The organism is Acidovorax sp. DMC1, from assembly GCF_056314325.1.
In genome coordinates this window covers 157,052-176,425 of the sequence record NZ_JBQUYO010000004.1, presented here as the reverse complement: position 1 = coordinate 176,425, position 19,374 = coordinate 157,052, and the positions used below count along the sequence as shown (strand labels likewise).

The following is a 19,374-nucleotide window of genomic DNA, read 5'->3' as shown; positions in this document are numbered from 1 at the left end:
CGCAGGCTCAGAGCCCGGGTCCTCAAAAGCCGTCTTTGTGCGGCAAAAACGTGCATATTCCACGCTTTGGGCCTTGCCGACTGATGTCTGGACGATCTACCCGGCGCAATGTCCCTTATCGTCCGCGCTTTCCGTTTGCCTGCGGGTCATCGCAGGCCTTTGCACACTGCCGGGAGGGCACCATGAACCTGATTGAACGCGCCAAAAGCATTCTTCTGCAACCCAAGGAGGCCTGGGCCACCATCGACACGGAGACCACCGACACCGCCACCCTGTTCACCCGTTACGCGATGATCCTGGCCGCCATTCCGGCGGTCTGCGGTTTCATCGGCATGTCGCTGATCGGCTTTGGCGGTTTTGGGGTCACCATCCGCGTGCCTTTTGTCTCCGGGCTGGTGAACATGGTCGTGTCATACGGGTTGAGCCTGGTGGGCTTGCTGGTGCTCGGTTTCATCATCGATGCGCTGGCGCCCACCTTCGGCGGGCGAAAGAACGCCATCCAGGCACAGAAGGTGGCGGTGTACGCCAGCACGGCCGCTCTGCTGGGCGGAGTGTGCAGCCTGCTGCCATCGCTGGCCATGCTGGGCCTGCTGGCGGCGGCGTACTCCATCTACCTACTCTACACCGGCCTGCCTGTGCTCATGCGCAGTGCGCCCGAAAAGTCGGTGGGCTACACGGTGGTGGTCATCATTGCGGCCATCGTGATGGGTGTGGTCATCGGTGCCGTCAGTGCGCTGTTCATGCCGCGCAGCGGTGCGCTGTTTGGCGGTGCCGATGCCCCTGCCATCACCATGAACACGCCCGGTGGTAAGGTGTCCATCGACACCGCCGGTCTGGAAGCTGCCGGCAAGAAGATGGAAGAAGCCGCCCGCAAGATGGAAGAGGCCCAGAAGAGCCAGGATCCGGCCGCCATCGCAGCCGCCACGGGCGATGCCGCCAAGGCCGCTGCGGGTGTGCTGGGTGGGGGTCAGGCCATTGCGGCCCAGTCGCTCAAGGCGGCCCTGCCCGAGAAGCTGGCGGGCCTGCCCCGCACGGGTTTTGATGTGCAGGACGGTGCCGCCCTGGGCTTGCCCACCAGCCAGGCCAGCGCGCAATACGGCAACGACGACAAGCAGCTGCGCCTGGAGATCGTGGACGTGGGCGGCCTGGGGCAGATGGCGGTAATGGCCATGGGCATGGCGCAGGGCGAGAAGGAAGACCAGACCAGCGCCGAAAAGACGTGGCAAGAGGGTGGCCGCACCTTGCACCAGCGCTACGACAAGGATGGCAGCCACGCAGAGTTCAAGACCATCCTGAAGAACGGCCTTGTGGTCAGCATCGAGGGCGACAAGATCGGTGTGAAAGAGCTGCGGGGCTTGATGTCGCAGGTGGACCTGAACGGGCTGGAAGGCCTGCAGCGCAAAGGCAAGTCGTGAGCTGAAGGGTAGTTGCTATTGATTCAATAGCTATTCGGGCATGTTCGACTAGCGCATCCGGCCGATTTTGATTCCATCACCGCCTCAGCCACGCGGAAACGTCACCACATGGTCGACCTGGGCGCGGATGCCGATCCACTCGCCCAGCGCGTGGTCGTGGTGGCTGGGCACATGGGCCAGCACCGTGTGGCCACTGGCCAGGCGCAGGGTGTACAGAAACTCCGACCCCCGGAACGACTTGCGCACGATTTGCGCCTGCACGGGCGCATGGTCGTCGTGCACGATGTCGTCGGCGCGCAGCAGCACATCACATTCACCCGCGGGGTAGCTGCTGGGCAGGGGGCACTCATCCAGGTCGGTCAGGTCGCCCAAGGGTGTTTGGGCCACCACGTTGTTGCCGCGCTGCACCAGCGTGGCGGGTGCAAACACGCCGTGGCCGATGAAGTCGGCCACAAACCGCGTGGCAGGGCGGTGGTACAGGGTGTAGGCATCGTCCCACTGGTGCAGGTGGCCTTCGTTCATCACACCGATCACGTCGCCGATGGCAAACGCCTCGAACTGGTCGTGCGTCACAAACAGCGCCGTGGCGCCTGCGGCCTTGAGAATGCCGCGCACCTCGTGTGCCAGGCGCTCGCGCAGGTCCACGTCGAGGTTGGAGAACGGCTCGTCCAGCAGCATGAGCTGTGGGCGCGGCGCCAGCGCACGCGCCAGCGCCACACGCTGCTGCTGGCCGCCAGAGAGTTCGTGCGGGTAGCGGTGCTCGCTGCCCGTCAGGCCCACCAGCTGCAGCACCTCAGCCACCCGCGCGGCCTGCTCGGCCTTGGGCAACTGGTGGATGCCAAACGCCACATTGCGGCCCACCGACAGGTGCGGGAACAGCGCGTAGTCCTGGAACACCATGCCGATACGGCGCAGCTCGGGTGGCACGCTCAGGCGGGCGCTGCTGACCACGCTTTTGGTGAGGCGGATCTCGCCCCCCGTCACGGGCTCCAGCCCGGCCACGGCGCGCAGCAGGGTCGTCTTGCCGCAGCCGGAGGGGCCGATCAGCACGCCGATGTCACCCGCTTTCAGGCTGAGCGTGACGCCTTGCACGGCGGCCTGTGCGCGGCCTGCGTAGCGCACTTCGAGTTGGGAGACCTCAAGAAACATATCCACGCATTTTAGGCGGCGTGGAGTGAATGCTTAAAATTCGCATTTGCATTCCTGGGTGCTGGTGTAATGTTGCGCGCTGGATGGCACATTGAAGACCGATGGATTTTTGGTCAGGGCAAGGCGCAAACCACAGCGATACCCGAAGGTACCGCGAGGATTTGCTACGCAGCCCTGGCCGAAAAGACGCGGTTTTTAAGTGCCAGATAGCGTGCAACACTGCACCAGGGTGCCCATGCCTTTGGGCAGGTGTGCGCTTTCTTCCTTCTGCCGAGCCCACCGCCTTGCGCCGCACCCCGTTCTCTGTCTTTCGCAGCATCCCGCTGATCCTGTTTGCAGGCTTTCTGGCCTTGCCGGTGCTGGCGGTGCTGGCGTCGTGGCTGCCGTTCTCGCCCACCGGGCAGGGCGATGCGCAGACGGGCGCCATCCTGCGCGAAATGGCAGCCACGGTGCTGCCCGGCTATGTGTGGACCACGCTGTGGCTCAGCGTGCTGGTTGCGCTGGGCGCGGCCGTGGTGGGCACGCTGGCGGCTGCGGCCGTGACGCTGTTCGACTTTCCGGGCCGCCGCACCTTTGAATGGCTGCTGCTGTTGCCCCTGGCCATGCCCGCCTACGTCACGGCGTATGCGTACACCGACTTTCTGCAGTTCAGCGGCCCGCTGCAGGTGGGCCTGCGCAACACCTTCGGCCTGGAAGGCCGCTTGCTGCCCGAAGTACGCAGCCTGGGCGGCGCCGTGTGGGTGTTCATCTTCTCGCTGTACCCGTACGTTTACCTGCTGGCACGCACGGCCCTGGGGGAGCGCGCCGCCCACCTCATGGAGGCCGCACGCCTGCTGGGCGCACCGCTGCCGCGCCGCATCCGCGCCGTGGCCTTGCCGCTGGCACGCCCGGCCGTGGCGGCTGGCGTGGCGCTGGTGCTGATGGAAACCCTGGCCGACTTTGGCGTGGCCAGCTACTTCGGCATCCAGACCTTCACCACGGGTATCTACAAGGCCTGGCTGTCCATGGACAACCGCCTGGCCGCCGCGCAGCTGGCCACCATGCTGCTGGTGGTGGTGATGGCGCTGCTGCACCTGGAGCACCGCGCGCAAAAGCGCATGCGTTTTGCCACCGGCGGCGGGCGCGCTGGCTCGGCCGAGGCGCAGCCGCTTCGGCTCCATGGTGCGCGCCGGTGGGCCGCCTGGGCGGTCTGTACGGTGCCAGTGGTCATGGGTTTTGTCGCCCCGGTGGTCTTCATGCTGCGGCCGCTGGCGGCCGACTGGTCGGTGCTGCCGTGGGAGCGGTTCATGGAATGGGCTTGGCACAGCGTGCGCTTAGGATGCATCACTGCGGCGCTGGCCGTCGCCATCGCGCTCGCCCTGGCTTTTGCGGTGCGCCGCCAGCCCGACGCCATCACGCGTGGCGTGGTGCAGCTGGCCAGCGTGGGTTATGCCGTGCCCGGCGCCGTCATCGTCGTGGGGCTGTTGTTGCCCGTGGGCTGGCTGCAGGCGGCCATGCCGCAGTGGGGCGTGGGCGCGCTGGTCACGGCCACGGCCTTTGGCATTGTGTGGGCCTACCTAGTGCGGTTTTGTGCAGTCGCCCTGCAATCCATGCAGAGCGGCTACGCGCGGATTCCGCCCAGCCTGGACGACTCTGCCCGCATGCTGGGCATGGGCAGCGCAGGCCTGCTGGCACGCGTGCACTGGCCGCTGCTCAAGCGCTCTACCGCCGCCGCAGCGCTGCTGGTGTTTGTGGATGTGATGAAGGAGCTGCCTGCCACCATGGTGCTGCGCCCCTTCAACAGCGACACCCTGGCCGTGGTGGCCTATCAGCTGGCCCGCGACGAGCGCCTGGGCGAGGCGGCATTGCCGTCGCTGGCGCTGGTGGCGGTGGGGCTGGTGCCGGTGATTTTGCTCAGCCGTACGCTGCGCAGTCGGACGTAGCGCCAGACTGCAAAGCCGCCGAGGTAGGGGGAGGCGGGGGGCGCCGATGGTGAATGGTCTCGCCACTTCTCCGACAGATCGCCAAGATCCAAGGCGCCGCTGCCGTTGGCCGGGCGTCATTGCACGGGGTAGAGCGTTCCTGTGTACCGATCACCGCGCGAGTCACGAAACGGGCGCACGATCAATGTGCGGTAAGACTTGTAGTTGCCGTCTTTCAGCTCATCGCCAACCCACACAATCCATTCTTTCCGCAGGCGTTCACCACCCGCTTCGGTGGCCGGGCGGCTCACCACCCCGACGATCTTGAGGCTGAAAAATTGCGTGTCCGTTTCGATTTCCACCGTGTCTCGGTTCATGGTCACTTTGCCCAAAGCCAACAGAGTCTTCAGCGTGTGGGTTGGACCGTCTGCACGGTTGCGCAGTGAGGACGGGAAGGAGCGCAGGTCCAAGCGTTCATAAAGCGCTTTGGCCGCGTGGGCAGGCAAGGCGGCTTGGGTCACGATAAAAGGCTGGGCACCGACCATTCGCAATGCATCGCACACCAGGTATTCGCTGCGAATTTCCGCACTGCGTGTTGACTCGTCCGGAGCACTGGTAAACAAAAGGTGGGAATACTGCGCGCAGTTGTTTGCCACGCCTCCGTTGTCAAATGGCAAAGCCGTCCTGGGCGCAAAAAGCGCTCCCTTCATGTCCGTCAGTGCGGCTGCCACAGCAGCGTTCTGGGGGCTTATTTGGGTGATGGCGTGGTGAGCTGAATGGCTCGCTGCTGGTGATGCGGCCACTGAGACACAGAGAATTGCCGCCGCGGCGAGACCAAATTTCTTCAATTGATGTCCTCCAAGAGCGTGCTGCGGCCTCCTGATTGCGGCGACCGTCATCACACTGGCAAGGCAGCATTGTCTTCACTGGCTGCGGTGATTTTTTGCCGGGCGCTGCGCAGCCAGCATCAACCCCACAACACCTTAGCGCGTCGCATCCGTACGAGCCTGCTTAATGAGACTCCATGCCAGGCTCACGGGGCAAAGTCAGCGTGAAGCGCGACCCCTGGCCCTCCGAAGAGGACAGCGTGAGCGTGCCCCCCATCAGCACCGCCAACGCCCGCGATAACGCCAGCCCGAGGCCCGTGCCGCCGTGCTGGTAGCTCACCTGGTCGTTGCCTTGGCGAAATTTCTCGAAGATGGTTTCGTGCAGGTGCGTGGGGATGCCTGGGCCGGTGTCCACCACGTGGAAGCTCACGGCGTCTGGGCTGGCATCCACCTCGATGGCGACCGAGCCCGTGTCGGTGAACTTCATGGCGTTGGACAGCAGGTTGTTGAGCACCTGCTTGAGCCGCAGACCGTCGCACATCAACGTGTGCGGGGCGTCCGGGGCGATGCGCACATGGAGCACCAGGTTCTTGTTGGCGGCCGTGACGGCAAAAAAGTCGGCGGTGGACTGAACAATCTCCGCCACGTTTTGCTCGGTGGGGAGATGGGGCATGGCGCCGGCTTCCACCTTGGCCAGGTCCAGAATCTCGGTGAGCAGGGCGTTCAGGTGCTCGGCGGCCTTGCGGATCAGGCTGGCCTGTTCCTTGAAGCGGGGCTGGTCCAGCCGCATCTCCATCAGCTCGGCAAAGCCCCGGATGCTGGTGAGGGGCGTGCGCAACTCGTGTGAGACGGCGGCCAGAAACTCGCTTTTGGCCTGGCTGGCCGAGCGGGCCTCGGCCTCGCTGATACGCAGGGCGGCGTTGGTGCTTTCGAGCTTTTGCACGCTGCGCAGAAAGATGACGACAGCCCCCACGAGTGCCACGCTGAACAGTGCCATGGTGAACAGCGCCACGTTGCGGTTGCCGCGCCACCCGCTCAGGGCCTCGTCGGTACTGGTGGCCACCACCAGCAGCAGCGGGTAGTTGCCCACGCGGCTGTAGGCGTAGATGCGCTCGATGCCATCCAGCCCGCTGGCGCGTATGTAGTGACCGTTGGCCCCCAGTTCTTCGGCGTTGTTGTTGGCGGCACGGGCCACCACCTCGCCCATGCCGATGCTCTGGCCGCCCATGACGCGGGCGCGCACGGCACGGTCGTTACCGACCAGGGTCACGATGCCCGTCTTGCCCAGCTGCACGTCCCGGTACACGTCCTCGAAGTAGCCGGGGTTCACCGAGGCCACCACCAGCCCGGCAATGCTGCTGGTGCCATACGAGATGCTGCGCGACAGCTGGATGGTCGCCTTGCCTGAGACCTTGCCCACCACCGGTTTGCCGACGAACAGGCCGCTGGGCGTCATCTGCAGGCGCGCGGCTTCCGTTGCGGTGCGGGTCAGGTGCACCTGCACATGCTCACGCTCCGACAAGTCCACATGGCCTGTTTTTTCGCCGGTGGGATCGATGTTGCTGCCGACAAACCGGCCATCAGGACCTACCAGCGACAGCTGGGTGAGGATGTCGGGGGCGAGGCCCGTTTCGTTGGCAAAGCGCGTGAAGTCGGCCTTGTCAAAGTCACCTGCCAGCACTGCGTCGCGCATGCGGATCGTGGCCTGGTCTACCGCCGCCATGACCCGCACGGTCTGCTCGCCCAGGCTCAGTGCCAGGTTGCTGTTCTGGCGTATCTGCGCGTTCATCGCATCGCGCCACGACACATTGAGCAAGATCGCCACGGTGGCCCACGCCAGCAACAGCACCAGTGCGGTGCCCAGCACCACCATCGTCCGCAGGGGCAGGCTGGAGTGTGGTGGCTTGGACGGCGCAAGGTGCGCGGCCGGTGGGTGCAAGGCGGGGTTGTTTGCAGGCGGGGATGCTGGGGCCGTCATGGGCAGGTGTTTCAAAAGGCAACTGCAACCATCATAGGGCTGCGACCTGTCACGGTCACGGCCTTGCACCCCGACCCGGTATCGGCCGCAGTTTCACACCCAACCTGCGCCACCCCATTACGATGCCTGTCACGCTCATCACCGCCCCGCCCAAGCTCAGCGCGATGAGCAGCACATCCCACAGTGGTCTGCGCTCCAGCAGGGGCAGCCAGTCCCAGCTGTGCAGCATGGCAAACAGCCAGCGGCTGGTACGGCGGTGGCTGTCGGTGCGGCTTAGCACCGCACCGGTGTGCGGGTCGATGTGCACCCAGGTGGCGTGCGGGTCGTCGAACACCACGCGCAGTGCGGGCAGGGGTTTGTCGATGCCGCCAGTCATGGTGTGGGCAGCGCGGTCGTAGTAGTGCAGGTCGTAGGCTGTCAGCGTTTCGGTGCGCACCACCGCGTGGGGCAGCAGGTGCTCGGCGGCTTCTGCCACAGCACCCGGGGCCCACACATGTGCGGCGGCGTTGATGGCGTCCAGCACCGTCGGGGCGGCGGTGGGGCTGTAGGCTAGCACCAGCGTGTGTCCGGCATGGCGCACCCACCGCAGCTCACGGGTGTTGGGCGATGCCGCAGAGAGCAAGGCGTGTACCGCTGCTGCCTGCGCGGGCACTTGCAGGGGGCCGCCATGCATGGCCTGCTGGCGCAGTGGCACTGCACCGCTGTCGAAAATCTTCCATGGGTTCATGGACATGAGGCCGCTGAAGATCCAGGTGAACGTGATGACCGCAAAAACGAGCCCGAACACATGGTGCCAGCGCATCATGAAGCCCCGGTACGGCGTGCGCGCGCCCGTCTTGTACCGGCCCCGGAAGCGCCAGCGCAGCACGCCCACCACCGTGCCCGTCACCGTGAGCGTGATGCCCGCGATGGACAGCCAGTTGACGATGTCCGTCCAGTAGTCGTTGAAGACATTGCCCCGGAAGGGGTAGAGCCAGTGGAGCCAGGCGCCTGCGTAGTTCCAGGCGCGCTCTTGCAGCGGCGCATCGCGCACCACCTCGCCCGTGGTGCCGGAGACGTAGACCACGGTGCCCGCGCTGTCGCCCAGGTGCAGGCGGTGCAGCGGGCGGTGCGCGTCCAACGCGCGCGAGTGGGTGAAGGCGTCTTCGTCGATCGTGCCCTCGTAGTCGATGGACGGGTTGGCTTCCTGCGCAAAGGCGCGGGCCGAGGCGATGGCGTGCGTGGCGTCCGCGCGCTGTAGCCGTTCGCCGGTGATGGCGTCGATGACTGCAGGCGCCGGTGTCCGGTGCGGGCGTGGTGCGGTGTCGCCGGTGGGGGCGGCGGGCACCACCAGGTACACCGCGCGCCCGCCGCTGGCCACGGCCAGCCGCAGGTCCTGCAGCGGGCCTGCCAAGCCTGCGCGCGCCAAGGCGTCAGCAGGCTCCAGCAGGCGCTCCGTGCCCAGCGTGGCGCTGCGAAGGGGCGGCAGATGGGCCAGGCGCTCGGCCTGGGTGAGCTTGGGGTAGCCCACGTACATCATCACCACGCCCGAGAGGAACCACATGGCGAAGAAGGCGCACAGCAGTACGCCCAGCCAGCGGTGGACGAGGTACAGCCAGCGTTTGGCGTGTGGCATGTCGGGTGCTCCGCCTGCGTCAGAACGCGGTGTGCAGCGTCACGTCCAGCGTACGCGGTGCGCCCAGGTAGACCTGGTCGCGCGTCTCGGCCGCGTAGATGCGGTCGGTGGCGTTGCGCACGCGGCCCGTGAGGGTGGTGGTCTTGTTGATCTTCCACGCCAGGCCCAGGTCGAGCAGCGTGTACGACGGCCAGAACTTGGTGTTGGCCGCGTTGCCATACACCTTGCCCACATGGCGCACGCCCGCGCTGGCCGTGACGGTGGGCGTGATCGCGTACGAGGCCCACAGGTTGGCCACCTGCTGCGGCACCAGTTGGGGCACATTGCCCGCGCGCGAGACGCCGCCCTGCACAAAGTTTTCATACCGTGCGCGGGTCAGCGCCAGATTGCCCTGCAGCTGCCATTGCGGCGTGGGGCGCACGCCTGCCGACAGCTCGATGCCCTTGGACGACTGCTCTCCCACCAGCACCGTGAGGTTGGGGTTGGACGGGTCTTGCGATGCGATGTTCTTGCGGCGAATGTCAAACACTGCCACCGTGGCGCTGCCCTTGCCGTCCCAGAAGTCGAACTTGCTGCCCACCTCGACCTGGCGGCCCGTGGTCAGCTCACTGTTGTTGCGCACATCGGCAAACGAGGCCGAGGCCAGCGAGCCCGAGGGTGGATCGGCCGCGTTGGAAGCCTGCGCATACAGGTTGGCGCCGGGCGCAATGTCCCACACCACGCCCAGGCGGCCGGTGGTGGGGCTGTAGTTGCGGCTGAAGGTGGCGGGGGATGTGGCCGTCACCGCACGGCGGTTCACCAGGTCGAGGTCGATGCGCTCGTGCCGCAGTGCGGTGATGAGGTTCACCCCTGAGGCCACCAGGGTGCGGTTTTCCAGGTACAGCGCGGTGTTGGTGATCTTGTTGTCCTTGTCGGGGTTCAGGACGGGCGACATGCCGGGGATGTCGAAGAAGTTTTCAGTGGTGAAGTTGTAGGGATTGACCGTGCTCACGGTGACCGAGGGACCGAACGGGAAGCGCGTCTGCTTGTTCACGCTGACATCGAGGCCAAAGGCCCAGTCGCTCTTTCTGCCTGCGAGCTGGCCCTGGTAGGTGACCTCCAGCCGGTCGCCCACCAGCTGTTGATCGTGGCGTTGCAACAGCGGGGATGTGCGCGTGACCGTCGTGTTGGCAGCGTTGAAGGTGTAGGTCTCCACGTTGCGGTAGTCGCGCAGCGCGTCGTACACGTAGAACGTGTTCTTGAGCTGCAATGCATCGGACACGCGCCATTGCGCCACCGAACGCAGCCACTGCACGCGGTGCTCGTACAGGCTGTCGGCGCTGTTGTAGTTCTTGAAGCGCGTGGCGGGGTCGATGGTCAGTGCACCCACGGCGGGGTTCAGCACCGGCGTGCCCCAGTAGGGGCGGTCCACATGGTCCTTCTGGTATTCGTAGGCCAGCGTGTGGATGAAGCCGCCGCCCAGGTCCGACAGCAGCGAGGTGGCGAGCTGGGTGGACTGCGTCTTGGTGCCCTCAGTCCAGCTGCCTGCGTCGCGGTGATTGAGGTCGATGCGTGCGTAGTGCGCAGGGCCCGTGCCGCCATCGCCGCCTGCGATGCGGCGGTTCAGGCCTACCGACACTTCCTTCATGTCGTAGGAACCCAGGCGCAACTGGCCCTCTGCAAAGTCACTGCGCTCGGCCGTTTTGGTGATGTAGTTGATGGAGCCGCCCACACCGCCCGAGCCGTACAAAAAGCTTGAGGCACCGCCGATGGCTTCCACGCGGTCGTAGATCCAGCTATCGACCGCACGCGTGGCGCTGCCGTATTGCGGATTGATGCCGTTGTAGAGCTGTGCGACCGAGTTGCTGGTAAAGCCCCGGTAGTGCGCAGACATCGAACCCGGTGCGTTGTGCGCCACCACACCCGGCACGGCGCGCAGGATCTCCTGCGTGTCTTGCGCGCCGCGTGCGTCGATGGTGGCGCGGTCTACAACGGTGACGGAGGCGGGGTTCTCGCGCACCGTCAGACCCAGGCGGCTGCCGGTGTCCACGGGCGTGTCCAGGTTGAGCTTGCCGTTGGGAGATGCGGCGGCATCGACCACATCCACGGCCTGCAATGTGGGTGTAGTGGGCTGCTGTGCATGGGTAGCGACTGAGGCCAGCGCACAAGTGGCAAACACGGCCAGACACAAAGGGGAAAGGGGCAGGCGCGGCAAGGCCGCAGCGCTGCGCGAAGCAAAGGAAATACGGGACATGAAAACGCTCTTGTCTTGAAGCGACAGCGCAGCCACGCCCGCGTGGGGTGCACGCAGGGCTGCGCCATCTGGAAACCAGCGGGAACAAGGCAGCACCCGACCACCAGGTACCGGGCACTGCCAACAAGCTTCAGATCAAGAGCGCGATGGGGGCCCGCGTGCGGGCAGGGGGGCTGCAGTGGCGGCCGCAATGCGGGCCGCCTCGACGGGCTGCAGCGCATGGGCCAGGGGGTGGGGCGGCAGCACGGCGGCTACCGGTGTGGGGGGCGGGGCGCTGGGGGTGAAGCACAAGGGGCAATCCATGCCCATTGCGCCCATTTCGACGGTGCCATCGTCGGTCTGCACCATCAGCTTGATGGCGCCCGTGCCCGAGCAGATCACTTCAAAGGCCTGGGGGTGCACCAGCGGCGATGCGATGGCCACCCCCATCGACGCCACGAACCATGCGAGCACCCACAGGCGCAGCGCAGAGAAGGTTCGGAGGGCGGTCATGGGGCGCGATGATAGCGGCTGCCGTCGTGGCCGGAATCAGCGGCGCAGAGCCGATGGATTGCTTTTGCTATACAAATAATAGCTATCAGCGCATGGTTCACTAGCGCTTGCGGTCGATTTGGCTGAAGACCGTTGGCGAATGACCTTTGCGATGCCCGTCCGAGCCAACGCGGTGCAGGCGCCTGGCCCCGCCACTCCGGGGCTGGAGTGGCGTCGCGGGCGCAGGCTTGTGTCGCGCCCGCCTCAGGCCTGCGTGTACGCGGTCTTCACCGTGGTGTAGAACTCGGCAGCGTAGCGCCCCTGCTCACGCGGGCCGTAGCTGCTGCCCTTGCGGCCGCCGAAGGGCACGTGGTAGTCCACGCCCGCTGTGGGCAGGTTCACCATCACCATGCCGGCTTGCGCGTGGCGCTTGAAGTGCGTGGCGTGCTTGAGGCTGGTGGTGGCGATGCCGCTGGCCAGACCGAAGGGCGTGTCGTTGGCCAGGGCCAGCGCCTCTTCGTAGTTCTTGGCGCGCAACACGCTCACCACGGGGCCAAAGATCTCTTCGCGGTTGATGCGCATGCCGGGCATGGTTTCGGTGAACAGCGCGGGGCGCAGGTAGAAGCCGGGTGCGCCGTCGGCGTTCTTCTCCAGTGCTTCGCCGCCGTAGGCGAGCTTGGCGCCTTCCTGCTGGCCGATGGCGATGTACTCCAGGTCTTGCGCCAGCTGGCGGTCGTCCACCACGGGGCCGATGTCGGTGCCGGCCTTGCGCGCGTCATCTACCTTCAGGGTCTTCATCTTCTCGACCATGGCGGCCACGAAGCGGTCGTGGATGCCTTCGGTCACGATCACGCGGCTACTGGCCGTGCAGCGTTGGCCGGTGGAGAAAAAGCCGCTGTTAATCGCAGCGCCCACGGCCACGTTCAGGTCCGCGTCGTCCAACACCACAAACGGGTTCTTGCCGCCCATCTCCAGCTGCACCTTGGCGCCGCGTGGCACACAGGCCGCCGCCACACGCTGGCCGGTGCCGACGGAGCCGGTAAAGCTCACGCCCGCAATGCGCTCGTCTTCGAGCAGCACGGCGCCCACGTCTGAACCGCGACCCATCACCAGGTTGAACACACCGGCGGGCAGGCCCGCGCGGTGCAGGATGTCGGCCAGCGCCCAGGCAGAGCCGGGCACCACCTCGGCGGGCTTGAACACCACGCAGTTGCCATAGGCCAGGGCCGGGGCGATCTTCCAGGCCGGGATGGCGATGGGGAAGTTCCACGGCGTGATGATGCCGATGATGCCCAGCGGCTCGCGTGTGATCTCGATGCCCACGCCGGGGCGCACGGAGGGGATCATCTCGCCGCCGGGGCGCAGCGCCTCGCCCGCAAAGAACTTGAAGATGGCAGCCGCGCGGCCCACTTCGCCAATGGCCTCGGGCAGGGTCTTGCCTTCTTCGCGGGCCAGCAGGTCGCCCAACTCTGCCTTGCGGGCAATGATCTCGTTGCCCACCGCGTCGAGAATGTCAAAGCGCTGCTGGGGCGTGGACAGGCTCCAGGCCGGGAAGGCCGCGTGTGCTGCGGCCACGGCGTCGAGTGCCTGCTCGCGGCTGGCCACGGCGTAGTCGCCGATCACGTCGCGCGTGTCGGAGGGGTTGGTGTTCTGGTACGTGCGGACGCCTTCGGTCCAGTTGCCGGCGATCAGGTTTGCGTGCATGGCGGTGGTGGTGTGAAAGGGTGGGTGGTTGAAGAAAGTCGGATCAAAGCCCAGGGGCCAGGACGGCGTGGCCGAGAGCGCTGTCCGCTGCGGGCGGCGCCCATCCAGGCCACTTGGGGTACCAATGCGGGGTAATGGCGGATTTGTTGTATGTCATCGTACAACATAAGCGCATCCATGGGTACTTCGGGTAACTACTCATGGGATCACTCCCTGCCGTCTGGGCCCTCTGGGCCTGTCTGGCTCATCGGACCCACAGGTCAGCAGGTCGGCGCGCAGGGTGGACGGCATTGCCAGGCCCCTTGGTTTTCAGCCGGCCTCGGCCTGCGCGCGCCGGCGCCGTTCGCGGCTGTTGGCCAGGTGGGTGCGCATGGCCGCGCGGGCGGCGTCGGGGTCCTGGCCGACGATGGCGTCGTAGATGCTTTCGTGCTCGCCATTCACGCGGCGCAGGTACTGCCTGCGCTCGTCATTGGGGCCCTCCACCGAATCCAGCCGCGCGCGCGGAATGATCATGCTGCCCAGCGTGCCCATCAGCTCGGCAAAGTGGCTGTTCTGCGTGGCGCGCGCGATCTCCAGGTGGAACTGAAAGTCCGCCGCCACCGCGTCGCGCCCGGCATCCACGGCCGCTGCCACGGCGTCGAGCGCCTCGCGCATCGTCTTGAGGTTGGCGGGGGTGCGGCGCTGCGCTGCCAGCGCGGCGGCCTCGGTTTCTACGCCGATGCGCAGCTCCAGCACGGCAATCACATCGCGCAGGGTGCTGAACTGGTCGGGGGTGATCTTGAAGCCCGGTGCCTGCCCGAGACCCAGCACAAACGTGCCGATGCCATGCCGTGTCTCCACCAGGCCGGACGCCTGCAGCTTGGAAATGGCCTCGCGCACCACCGTGCGGCTGACGTTGAACTCGGCCATGATCGCGGCCTCGGTGGGCAGCTTGTCGCCCAGTGCCAGGCGCCCGTCGCGGATGCGGTCACCCAGGGAGTCCACCAGCTCCAGGGCCAGGGTGCGGGGCTTGCGGCGTGGGGCAATGTCGGTGCTCATGTCTCGGTGTTATCCCTATGTGTTGGACGGGTTGAAAGGAGTACATTGCCTCCTCGTTGTATGACAACTGATGACGTTCAACCACTTGTAACGCCACTGTACCAAGAACCTCCGCAAAAGCCATGCCCTGTCACCCGACACCGATCCGTTTTCAACGCTTGTTATTGACCGGGGCCGCTGGCGGACTGGGGCGTGAATTGCGCACGCGCCTGAAGGCGTACTGCACCACCTTGCGCCTGTCCGACATCGCCGACCTGGGCAGCGAGGCGCCGGGCGAAGAACTGCGCCCCGCGCGGCTGGAAGACGCCAGTGCCATGTTGCCGCTGCTCGAAGGGGTGGACGCCGTGGTGCACCTGGGGGGCGTGTCCACCGAGCAGCCCTGGGACCCCATCCTGCAGGCCAACATCATGGGGGCGTACAACCTCTATGAGGCCGTTCGCAAGCAAGGCGTCAAGCGCGTGGTGTTTGCCAGCTCCAACCATGTGACCGGCTTTTACCGCCAGGACGAAGTGGTGGGCCTGCGCGACCCGGCGCGGCCCGATGGCCTGTACGGCCTGTCCAAGGCGTTTGGCGAGGACCTCTCGCGCTTTTACTTTGACCGCTACGGCATCGAAACCGTGTGCCTGCGCATCGGCTCCTCCTTCCCCGAGCCGCGCAACCGCCGCATGCTGGCCACCTGGATGAGCTACGACGACCTGGAGCGCCTGGTGGTGGCCAGCCTCACGGCGCCGGTGGTGGGCCACAGCATCATCTATGGCATGGGCGACAACACCACCACTTGGTGGGACAACACACTCGCCCGCCACATTGGCTACCGCCCGCAGGACAGCTCCGAGCCCTTCCGCGCCAAGGTAGAGGCCGCAGACCCGCAGCCCGACCTGACCGACCCGGCCGTGATCTACCAGGGCGGGCCGTTTGTGCGCACCGGTCCGTTCGAGTGAGCGAGCCGATGGAACTCTTGCTGCCTCACCACCAGGACCAGGTGGGCGAAAGCCCGCTGTGGAGCCCTGCCGAGCAGGCGCTGTACTGGGTGGACATTGAAGGCCGCGCGCTGCGCCGCCTGCGCTGGGCCGATCGGCAACTGATGAGCTGGACGACCCCTGAGCGGCTGGCCTGTATTGCGCTGCATGCGAGCGGTGGGCTCATCGCCGGCATGGACACCGGCGTCTTCCACCTGCAGCCTGCCGACGACGGCACTTTGGTCTGCACCCTTATCTCTGCCGTGCAGCACCCGCAAGCCGGCATGCGCTTCAATGACGGCCGCTGCGACCGCCAAGGGCGCTTCTGGGCTGGCACCATGGTGCGCGACATGTCGCTGGCCCAGCCTGCGGGCGGCCTGTACCGACAGGATGCACGCGGCCTCTCGGCGCCGCAAGTGCAGGGCCTGGTCACCCAGAACGGCCTGGCCTTCAGCCCGGATGGCGCCACCATGTACCTCAGCGACAGCCACCCCAGTGTGCAGAACATCTGGTCGCTGGACCTGCACGACGACGGCAGCCTGGGGCCGCGCCGCGAGTTCGTGGACATGCGCGAACTGCCGGGCCGGCCCGACGGCGCTGCCATCGACACCGACGGTTGCTACTGGATCTGCGCCAACGATGCAGGCCTGGTGCATCGCTTCACGCCATCGGGCGTGCTGGACCGCTCGCTGGCCGTGCCGGTCAGCAAGCCCTCGATGTGCAGCTTTGGCGGGCCCGACATGGACCTGCTGTTCATCACCTCCATCCGCCCCGGCCAGCCGCAGGGCAACGATACAGCCCACGGCGGCGCGGTCTTCGTGACCCGCCCGGGCGCCCAAGGGCTCGCAGAAGCCCCGTACCAGAGCGCGTGAGCGCAGCGCGCCGACCCCATTCAACCCAGGAGACAAAGCACCATGAACGTTCCACACCTCTTTGGCCGCGTGGCCATCGCCGCCGGCATCCTGCTTGGCAGCCTGGCCGCGCAGGCCACCGAGTTCCGCTCGTCCGACATCCACCCCGAGGACTATCCCACCGTGCTGGCCGTGCGCCACATGGGCGAGACGCTGTCCAAGGCCACCGGCGGCAAGCACAGCATCAAGGTGTACGCCAAGGGCTCGCTCGGCATCGAGAAGGACACCATCGAGCAGACCAAACTGGGCGCCATCGCCATGACGCGCGTGAACGTCGCGCCCATGAACAACATCTGTCCTGCCACCATGGTGCCCACCATGCCGTTTCTGTTCCGCGACAAGGAGCACATGCGCAAGGTGCTGGACGGCGCCATCGGCGACGAGATCCTGAAGGACTGCGAATCGCAGGGCTTTGTGGGCCTGGCGTTCTATGACTCCGGCGCACGCTCGATCTACACCGTCAAGAAGCCCATTAAGACCCTGGCCGACGTGAAGGGCCTGAAGGTGCGCGTGCAGCAGAGCGACCTGTGGGTCTCGCTGCTGGAAGCCATGGGCGCCAACGCCACCCCCATGCCGTTCGGCGAGGTCTACACCGCGCTCAAGACCGGCCTGGTGGACGCCGCCGAGAACAACTACCCCAGCTACGAAAGCTCGCGCCATTTCGAAGTGGCCAAGTACTTCAACAAGACCGAGCACTCGATGGCGCCCGAGATCCTGTTGTTCAGCAAGCGCGTCTGGGACAAGCTGAGCGCCGACGAGCAAAAGGCGATCCGCGCAGCCGCGAAGGAGTCGGTGGTGTACATGCGCAAGCTCTGGGACGAGCGGGAGGAGAAGTCGCTGGCCGTCGTCAAGGCCGGTGGCGCTGACATCGTGGAAGTGGACAAGGCGCCCTTCAAGGCGGCCATGAAGCCGGTGTACGACAAGTTCCTGAAGGACCCCAAGCTCCAGGACATGGTCAAGCGCATCGACGCGGTCCAGTGACCCTGGCCATCCCTGCCGCAGGGCCCGGCGCTCTGCGGCAGGTTTCTTTGTTTGTCTTCTGAATGTTCCTTCTATGTACACGCGACTCTGTGCCTTCATCGCGCGCACCTGCCTGAAGCTTGGCGTGGGGGGGCTTGTCCTCCTGGTGTGCGCCGTGCTCTACCAGGTCATCGGCCGCTACATCTTCAACGACACACCCACCTGGGCCGAGAGCGGCGCCGTGCTGCTGGTGCTGTACGTGACCATGCTGGGCATGGCCGTGGGCGTGCGTGACGCGGGCCACATCGGCCTCGAATCCTTCCTGGTGCTGGCGCCCGACTGGCTGCGCACCAAGCTCGAGTTGCTGATCCACGCCCTGGTGCTGCTGTTCGGCATCGTCATGGCCTGGAACTGCGGTGTGCTGGCTGAATCCGTGGCGCCTTACAAGATTCCCACGCTGGGCATCTCCGAAGCCTTCAAGTACGTGCCGCCCGCCATGGCCGGCGTGCTGGTGGCCATGTTCTCGCTGGAACACATCATCGCCATCCTGCGTGGCGTTGAAGTCGAGCCTGCCTGGCACTAAAGAGACTGGGAATCCCTTGTCCATGCCCGCCTTGCACGCCAAAACGCCCCGGCTCGTCGTTGCAAATGCTCGCCATAGCGCTGGCTATGGCTGCGCTTTGCGCCTAGATCCGGAGCGTTGTGGCGCGCCTTTCGGGCACGGCCAAGGAGTTCCCAGCCTCTAAGCCCGCTCCTTAAACGTCTTCATAAAAATTCCATCACCATCATGGCGTTGACCATCCTGTGCGTGAGCTTCACGCTGCTGCTGCTGCTGGGCGTGCCCGTGGCCTTCTCGATCGGCCTGTCCTCGCTGGCCACCATCCTGTATGAAGGCCTGCCGCTGGCCGTGGGCTTCCAGCAGATGATTTCGGGCATGAACCCGTTCTCGTTTCTGGCGATCCCGTTCTTCATCTTCGCGGGCGAGATCATGATGTACGGCGGCATTGCCGACCGCATCGTCAACTTTGCCAAGAGCGTGGCGGGCCATGTGCGTGGCGGCCTGGGCATGAGCAATGTGCTGGCTTGCACGCTGTTTGGCGGCGTCTCGGGCTCGCCGGTGGCCGACGTGTCCGCCATGGGCGCCGTGCTCATTCCGCAGATGAAAAAAGAGGGCTACCACGCTGACTACGCGGTGAACGTGACCACCCACGCCTCGCTGGTGGGTGCGCTCATGCCCACCTCGCACAACCTGATCATCTTCACGCTGGCTGCTGGGGGCAAGGTGAGCATTGCGGCGCTGATCCTCGCGGGCATCGTGCCGGCCCTGCTGCTGACCATCTGCAATCTCGCAGCCGCCTACTTCGTAGCCGTCAAGCGCGGCTACCCCGCCGGCACCTTCCCGGGCTGGGAGATTGTGTGGATCTCGTTCCGCGCCTCGGTGCCCGGCCTGGCGGTGGTGGTCATCATCATCGCGGGCATTTTGTCGGGGGCGTTCACCGCCACCGAGTCGGCGTCAGTGGCGGTGCTGTGGGCGTTGATCCTTTCGGTCTTCGTCTACAAAAAGCTCACGCGCGAGCAGTTCCTCAAGGCCGCGTCCAAGGCCGTCAAGACCACGGGCACGGTGCTGCTGCTCATTGGCATCTCGTCCATGTTCGGCTACCTCATCGGCCTGTACGGCGTGGCTGAGCTCACCGGCGATGCGCTCAAGTCCATGAGCACGTCGCCCTGGGTGATCTTCCTGTCGGTGAACATCATCCTGTTCGTGCTGGGCACCTTTCTCGACATGGCGGCCACCATCCTCATCTGCACGCCCATCTTTTTGCCCATCTGCCAGCAGTTCGGCATGAGTACCGAGCAGTTCGGCATCGTCATGCTCATCAACTGCGCTCTGGGCCTGAACACGCCACCCGTGGGCACCACCCAGTTCATCGGCTGCACCATCGGGGGCGTGTCGGTGGGTGAAGTGATGAAGACTATCTGGCCGTTCTACAGTGCGCTCATCGTGGCGCTGATGCTGGTGACCTATGTGCCCCAGTTTTCGATGTGGCTGCCAGACCTGGTGCTGAAAGGAGGCACCCCCTGAGCCGCTTCGCGTCTTCCCCCTCTCCTTCGGGAGGGGTACGCACCCAGTGGCCTGGCGAAGCCAGTTCCACGGGTGCACTGGCTTGCGCTGCGCCGATTTTGCCGGCCGCTGACGGCGCCTTGCGCCATGG

The 19,374-nt window shown here is 65.8% G+C and carries 15 protein-coding genes; 7 read left to right on the top strand and 8 right to left on the bottom strand.

Translation table 11 applies throughout. The features are described 5' to 3' along the window. Window positions 1–182 precede the first annotated feature (182 nt). Window positions 183–1,415 (top strand): Yip1 family protein, encoded by a 1,233-nt coding sequence (locus ACT531_RS10900; protein WP_476017431.1) that lies wholly within the window; start codon window positions 183–185, stop codon window positions 1,413–1,415. A gap of 84 nt (window positions 1,416–1,499) precedes the next feature. On the opposite strand, the gene ACT531_RS10895 is transcribed toward ACT531_RS10900, so the two are convergent. Further along, window positions 1,500–2,564: an ABC transporter ATP-binding protein gene (locus ACT531_RS10895; protein WP_291437008.1), complete on the bottom strand. Its 1,065-nt coding sequence runs from the start codon at window positions 2,562–2,564 to the stop codon at window positions 1,500–1,502. Between the two features lie 284 nt (window positions 2,565–2,848). Between ACT531_RS10895 and ACT531_RS10890 the strand changes: the two genes are divergently transcribed. Beyond that, window positions 2,849–4,486, top strand: a complete 1,638-nt coding sequence (locus ACT531_RS10890; protein WP_476017430.1) for an ABC transporter permease — start codon at window positions 2,849–2,851, stop codon at window positions 4,484–4,486. A gap of 116 nt (window positions 4,487–4,602) precedes the next feature. Here ACT531_RS10890 and ACT531_RS10885 read toward each other — a convergent pair whose 3' ends face one another. The 7 genes from ACT531_RS10885 to ACT531_RS10855 all read right to left on the bottom strand — a co-directional run bounded on the left by ACT531_RS10885 (window position 4,603) and on the right by ACT531_RS10855 (window position 14,331). Beyond that, window positions 4,603–5,364 carry a hypothetical protein gene (locus tag ACT531_RS10885; RefSeq protein WP_476017429.1) on the bottom strand — a complete coding sequence of 254 codons (762 nt, stop codon included), beginning with the start codon at window positions 5,362–5,364 and terminating at the stop codon, window positions 4,603–4,605. A gap of 112 nt (window positions 5,365–5,476) precedes the next feature. Beyond that, complete coding sequence (locus ACT531_RS10880; RefSeq protein WP_476017428.1) at window positions 5,477–7,270, bottom strand: sensor histidine kinase; 1,794 nt, start codon at window positions 7,268–7,270, stop codon at window positions 5,477–5,479. A gap of 55 nt (window positions 7,271–7,325) precedes the next feature. Further along, window positions 7,326–8,885 carry a PepSY domain-containing protein gene (locus ACT531_RS10875; RefSeq protein ID WP_476017427.1) on the bottom strand — a complete coding sequence of 520 codons (1,560 nt, stop codon included), beginning with the start codon at window positions 8,883–8,885 and terminating at the stop codon, window positions 7,326–7,328. Between the two features lie 19 nt (window positions 8,886–8,904). Then, window positions 8,905–11,118: a TonB-dependent receptor gene (locus ACT531_RS10870; protein WP_476017426.1), complete on the bottom strand. Its 2,214-nt coding sequence runs from the start codon at window positions 11,116–11,118 to the stop codon at window positions 8,905–8,907. Window positions 11,119–11,253: 135 nt separating this feature from the next. Then, window positions 11,254–11,610, bottom strand: a complete 357-nt coding sequence (locus ACT531_RS10865; protein WP_309822162.1) for a DUF2946 family protein — start codon at window positions 11,608–11,610, stop codon at window positions 11,254–11,256. A gap of 243 nt (window positions 11,611–11,853) precedes the next feature. Then, window positions 11,854–13,293 carry an aldehyde dehydrogenase family protein gene (locus tag ACT531_RS10860; RefSeq protein WP_476017425.1) on the bottom strand — a complete coding sequence of 480 codons (1,440 nt, stop codon included), beginning with the start codon at window positions 13,291–13,293 and terminating at the stop codon, window positions 11,854–11,856. A gap of 309 nt (window positions 13,294–13,602) precedes the next feature. After that, entirely contained in the window at window positions 13,603–14,331 is a 729-nt protein-coding gene (locus ACT531_RS10855) for a FadR/GntR family transcriptional regulator (RefSeq protein ID WP_476017424.1), read from the bottom strand. A gap of 122 nt (window positions 14,332–14,453) precedes the next feature. On the opposite strand from ACT531_RS10855, the gene ACT531_RS10850 reads away from it, so the two are divergent. From ACT531_RS10850 to ACT531_RS10830, 5 genes are all read left to right on the top strand, one after another. Then, complete coding sequence (locus tag ACT531_RS10850; RefSeq protein ID WP_476017423.1) at window positions 14,454–15,272, top strand: NAD-dependent epimerase/dehydratase family protein; 819 nt, start codon at window positions 14,454–14,456, stop codon at window positions 15,270–15,272. A gap of 8 nt (window positions 15,273–15,280) precedes the next feature. Next, on the top strand, window positions 15,281–16,162 hold the full coding sequence (locus tag ACT531_RS10845) for an SMP-30/gluconolactonase/LRE family protein (protein WP_476017422.1): 882 nt from the start codon (window positions 15,281–15,283) through the stop codon (window positions 16,160–16,162). 42 nt (window positions 16,163–16,204) lie between these two features. After that, window positions 16,205–17,182: a TRAP transporter substrate-binding protein gene (locus tag ACT531_RS10840; protein WP_015015561.1), complete on the top strand. Its 978-nt coding sequence runs from the start codon at window positions 16,205–16,207 to the stop codon at window positions 17,180–17,182. Between the two features lie 73 nt (window positions 17,183–17,255). Then, window positions 17,256–17,744 (top strand): TRAP transporter small permease, encoded by a 489-nt coding sequence (locus tag ACT531_RS10835; RefSeq protein ID WP_015015560.1) that lies wholly within the window; start codon window positions 17,256–17,258, stop codon window positions 17,742–17,744. Between the two features lie 204 nt (window positions 17,745–17,948). Then, window positions 17,949–19,244: a TRAP transporter large permease gene (locus ACT531_RS10830; RefSeq protein ID WP_060986924.1), complete on the top strand. Its 1,296-nt coding sequence runs from the start codon at window positions 17,949–17,951 to the stop codon at window positions 19,242–19,244. Window positions 19,245–19,374 lie beyond the last annotated feature (130 nt).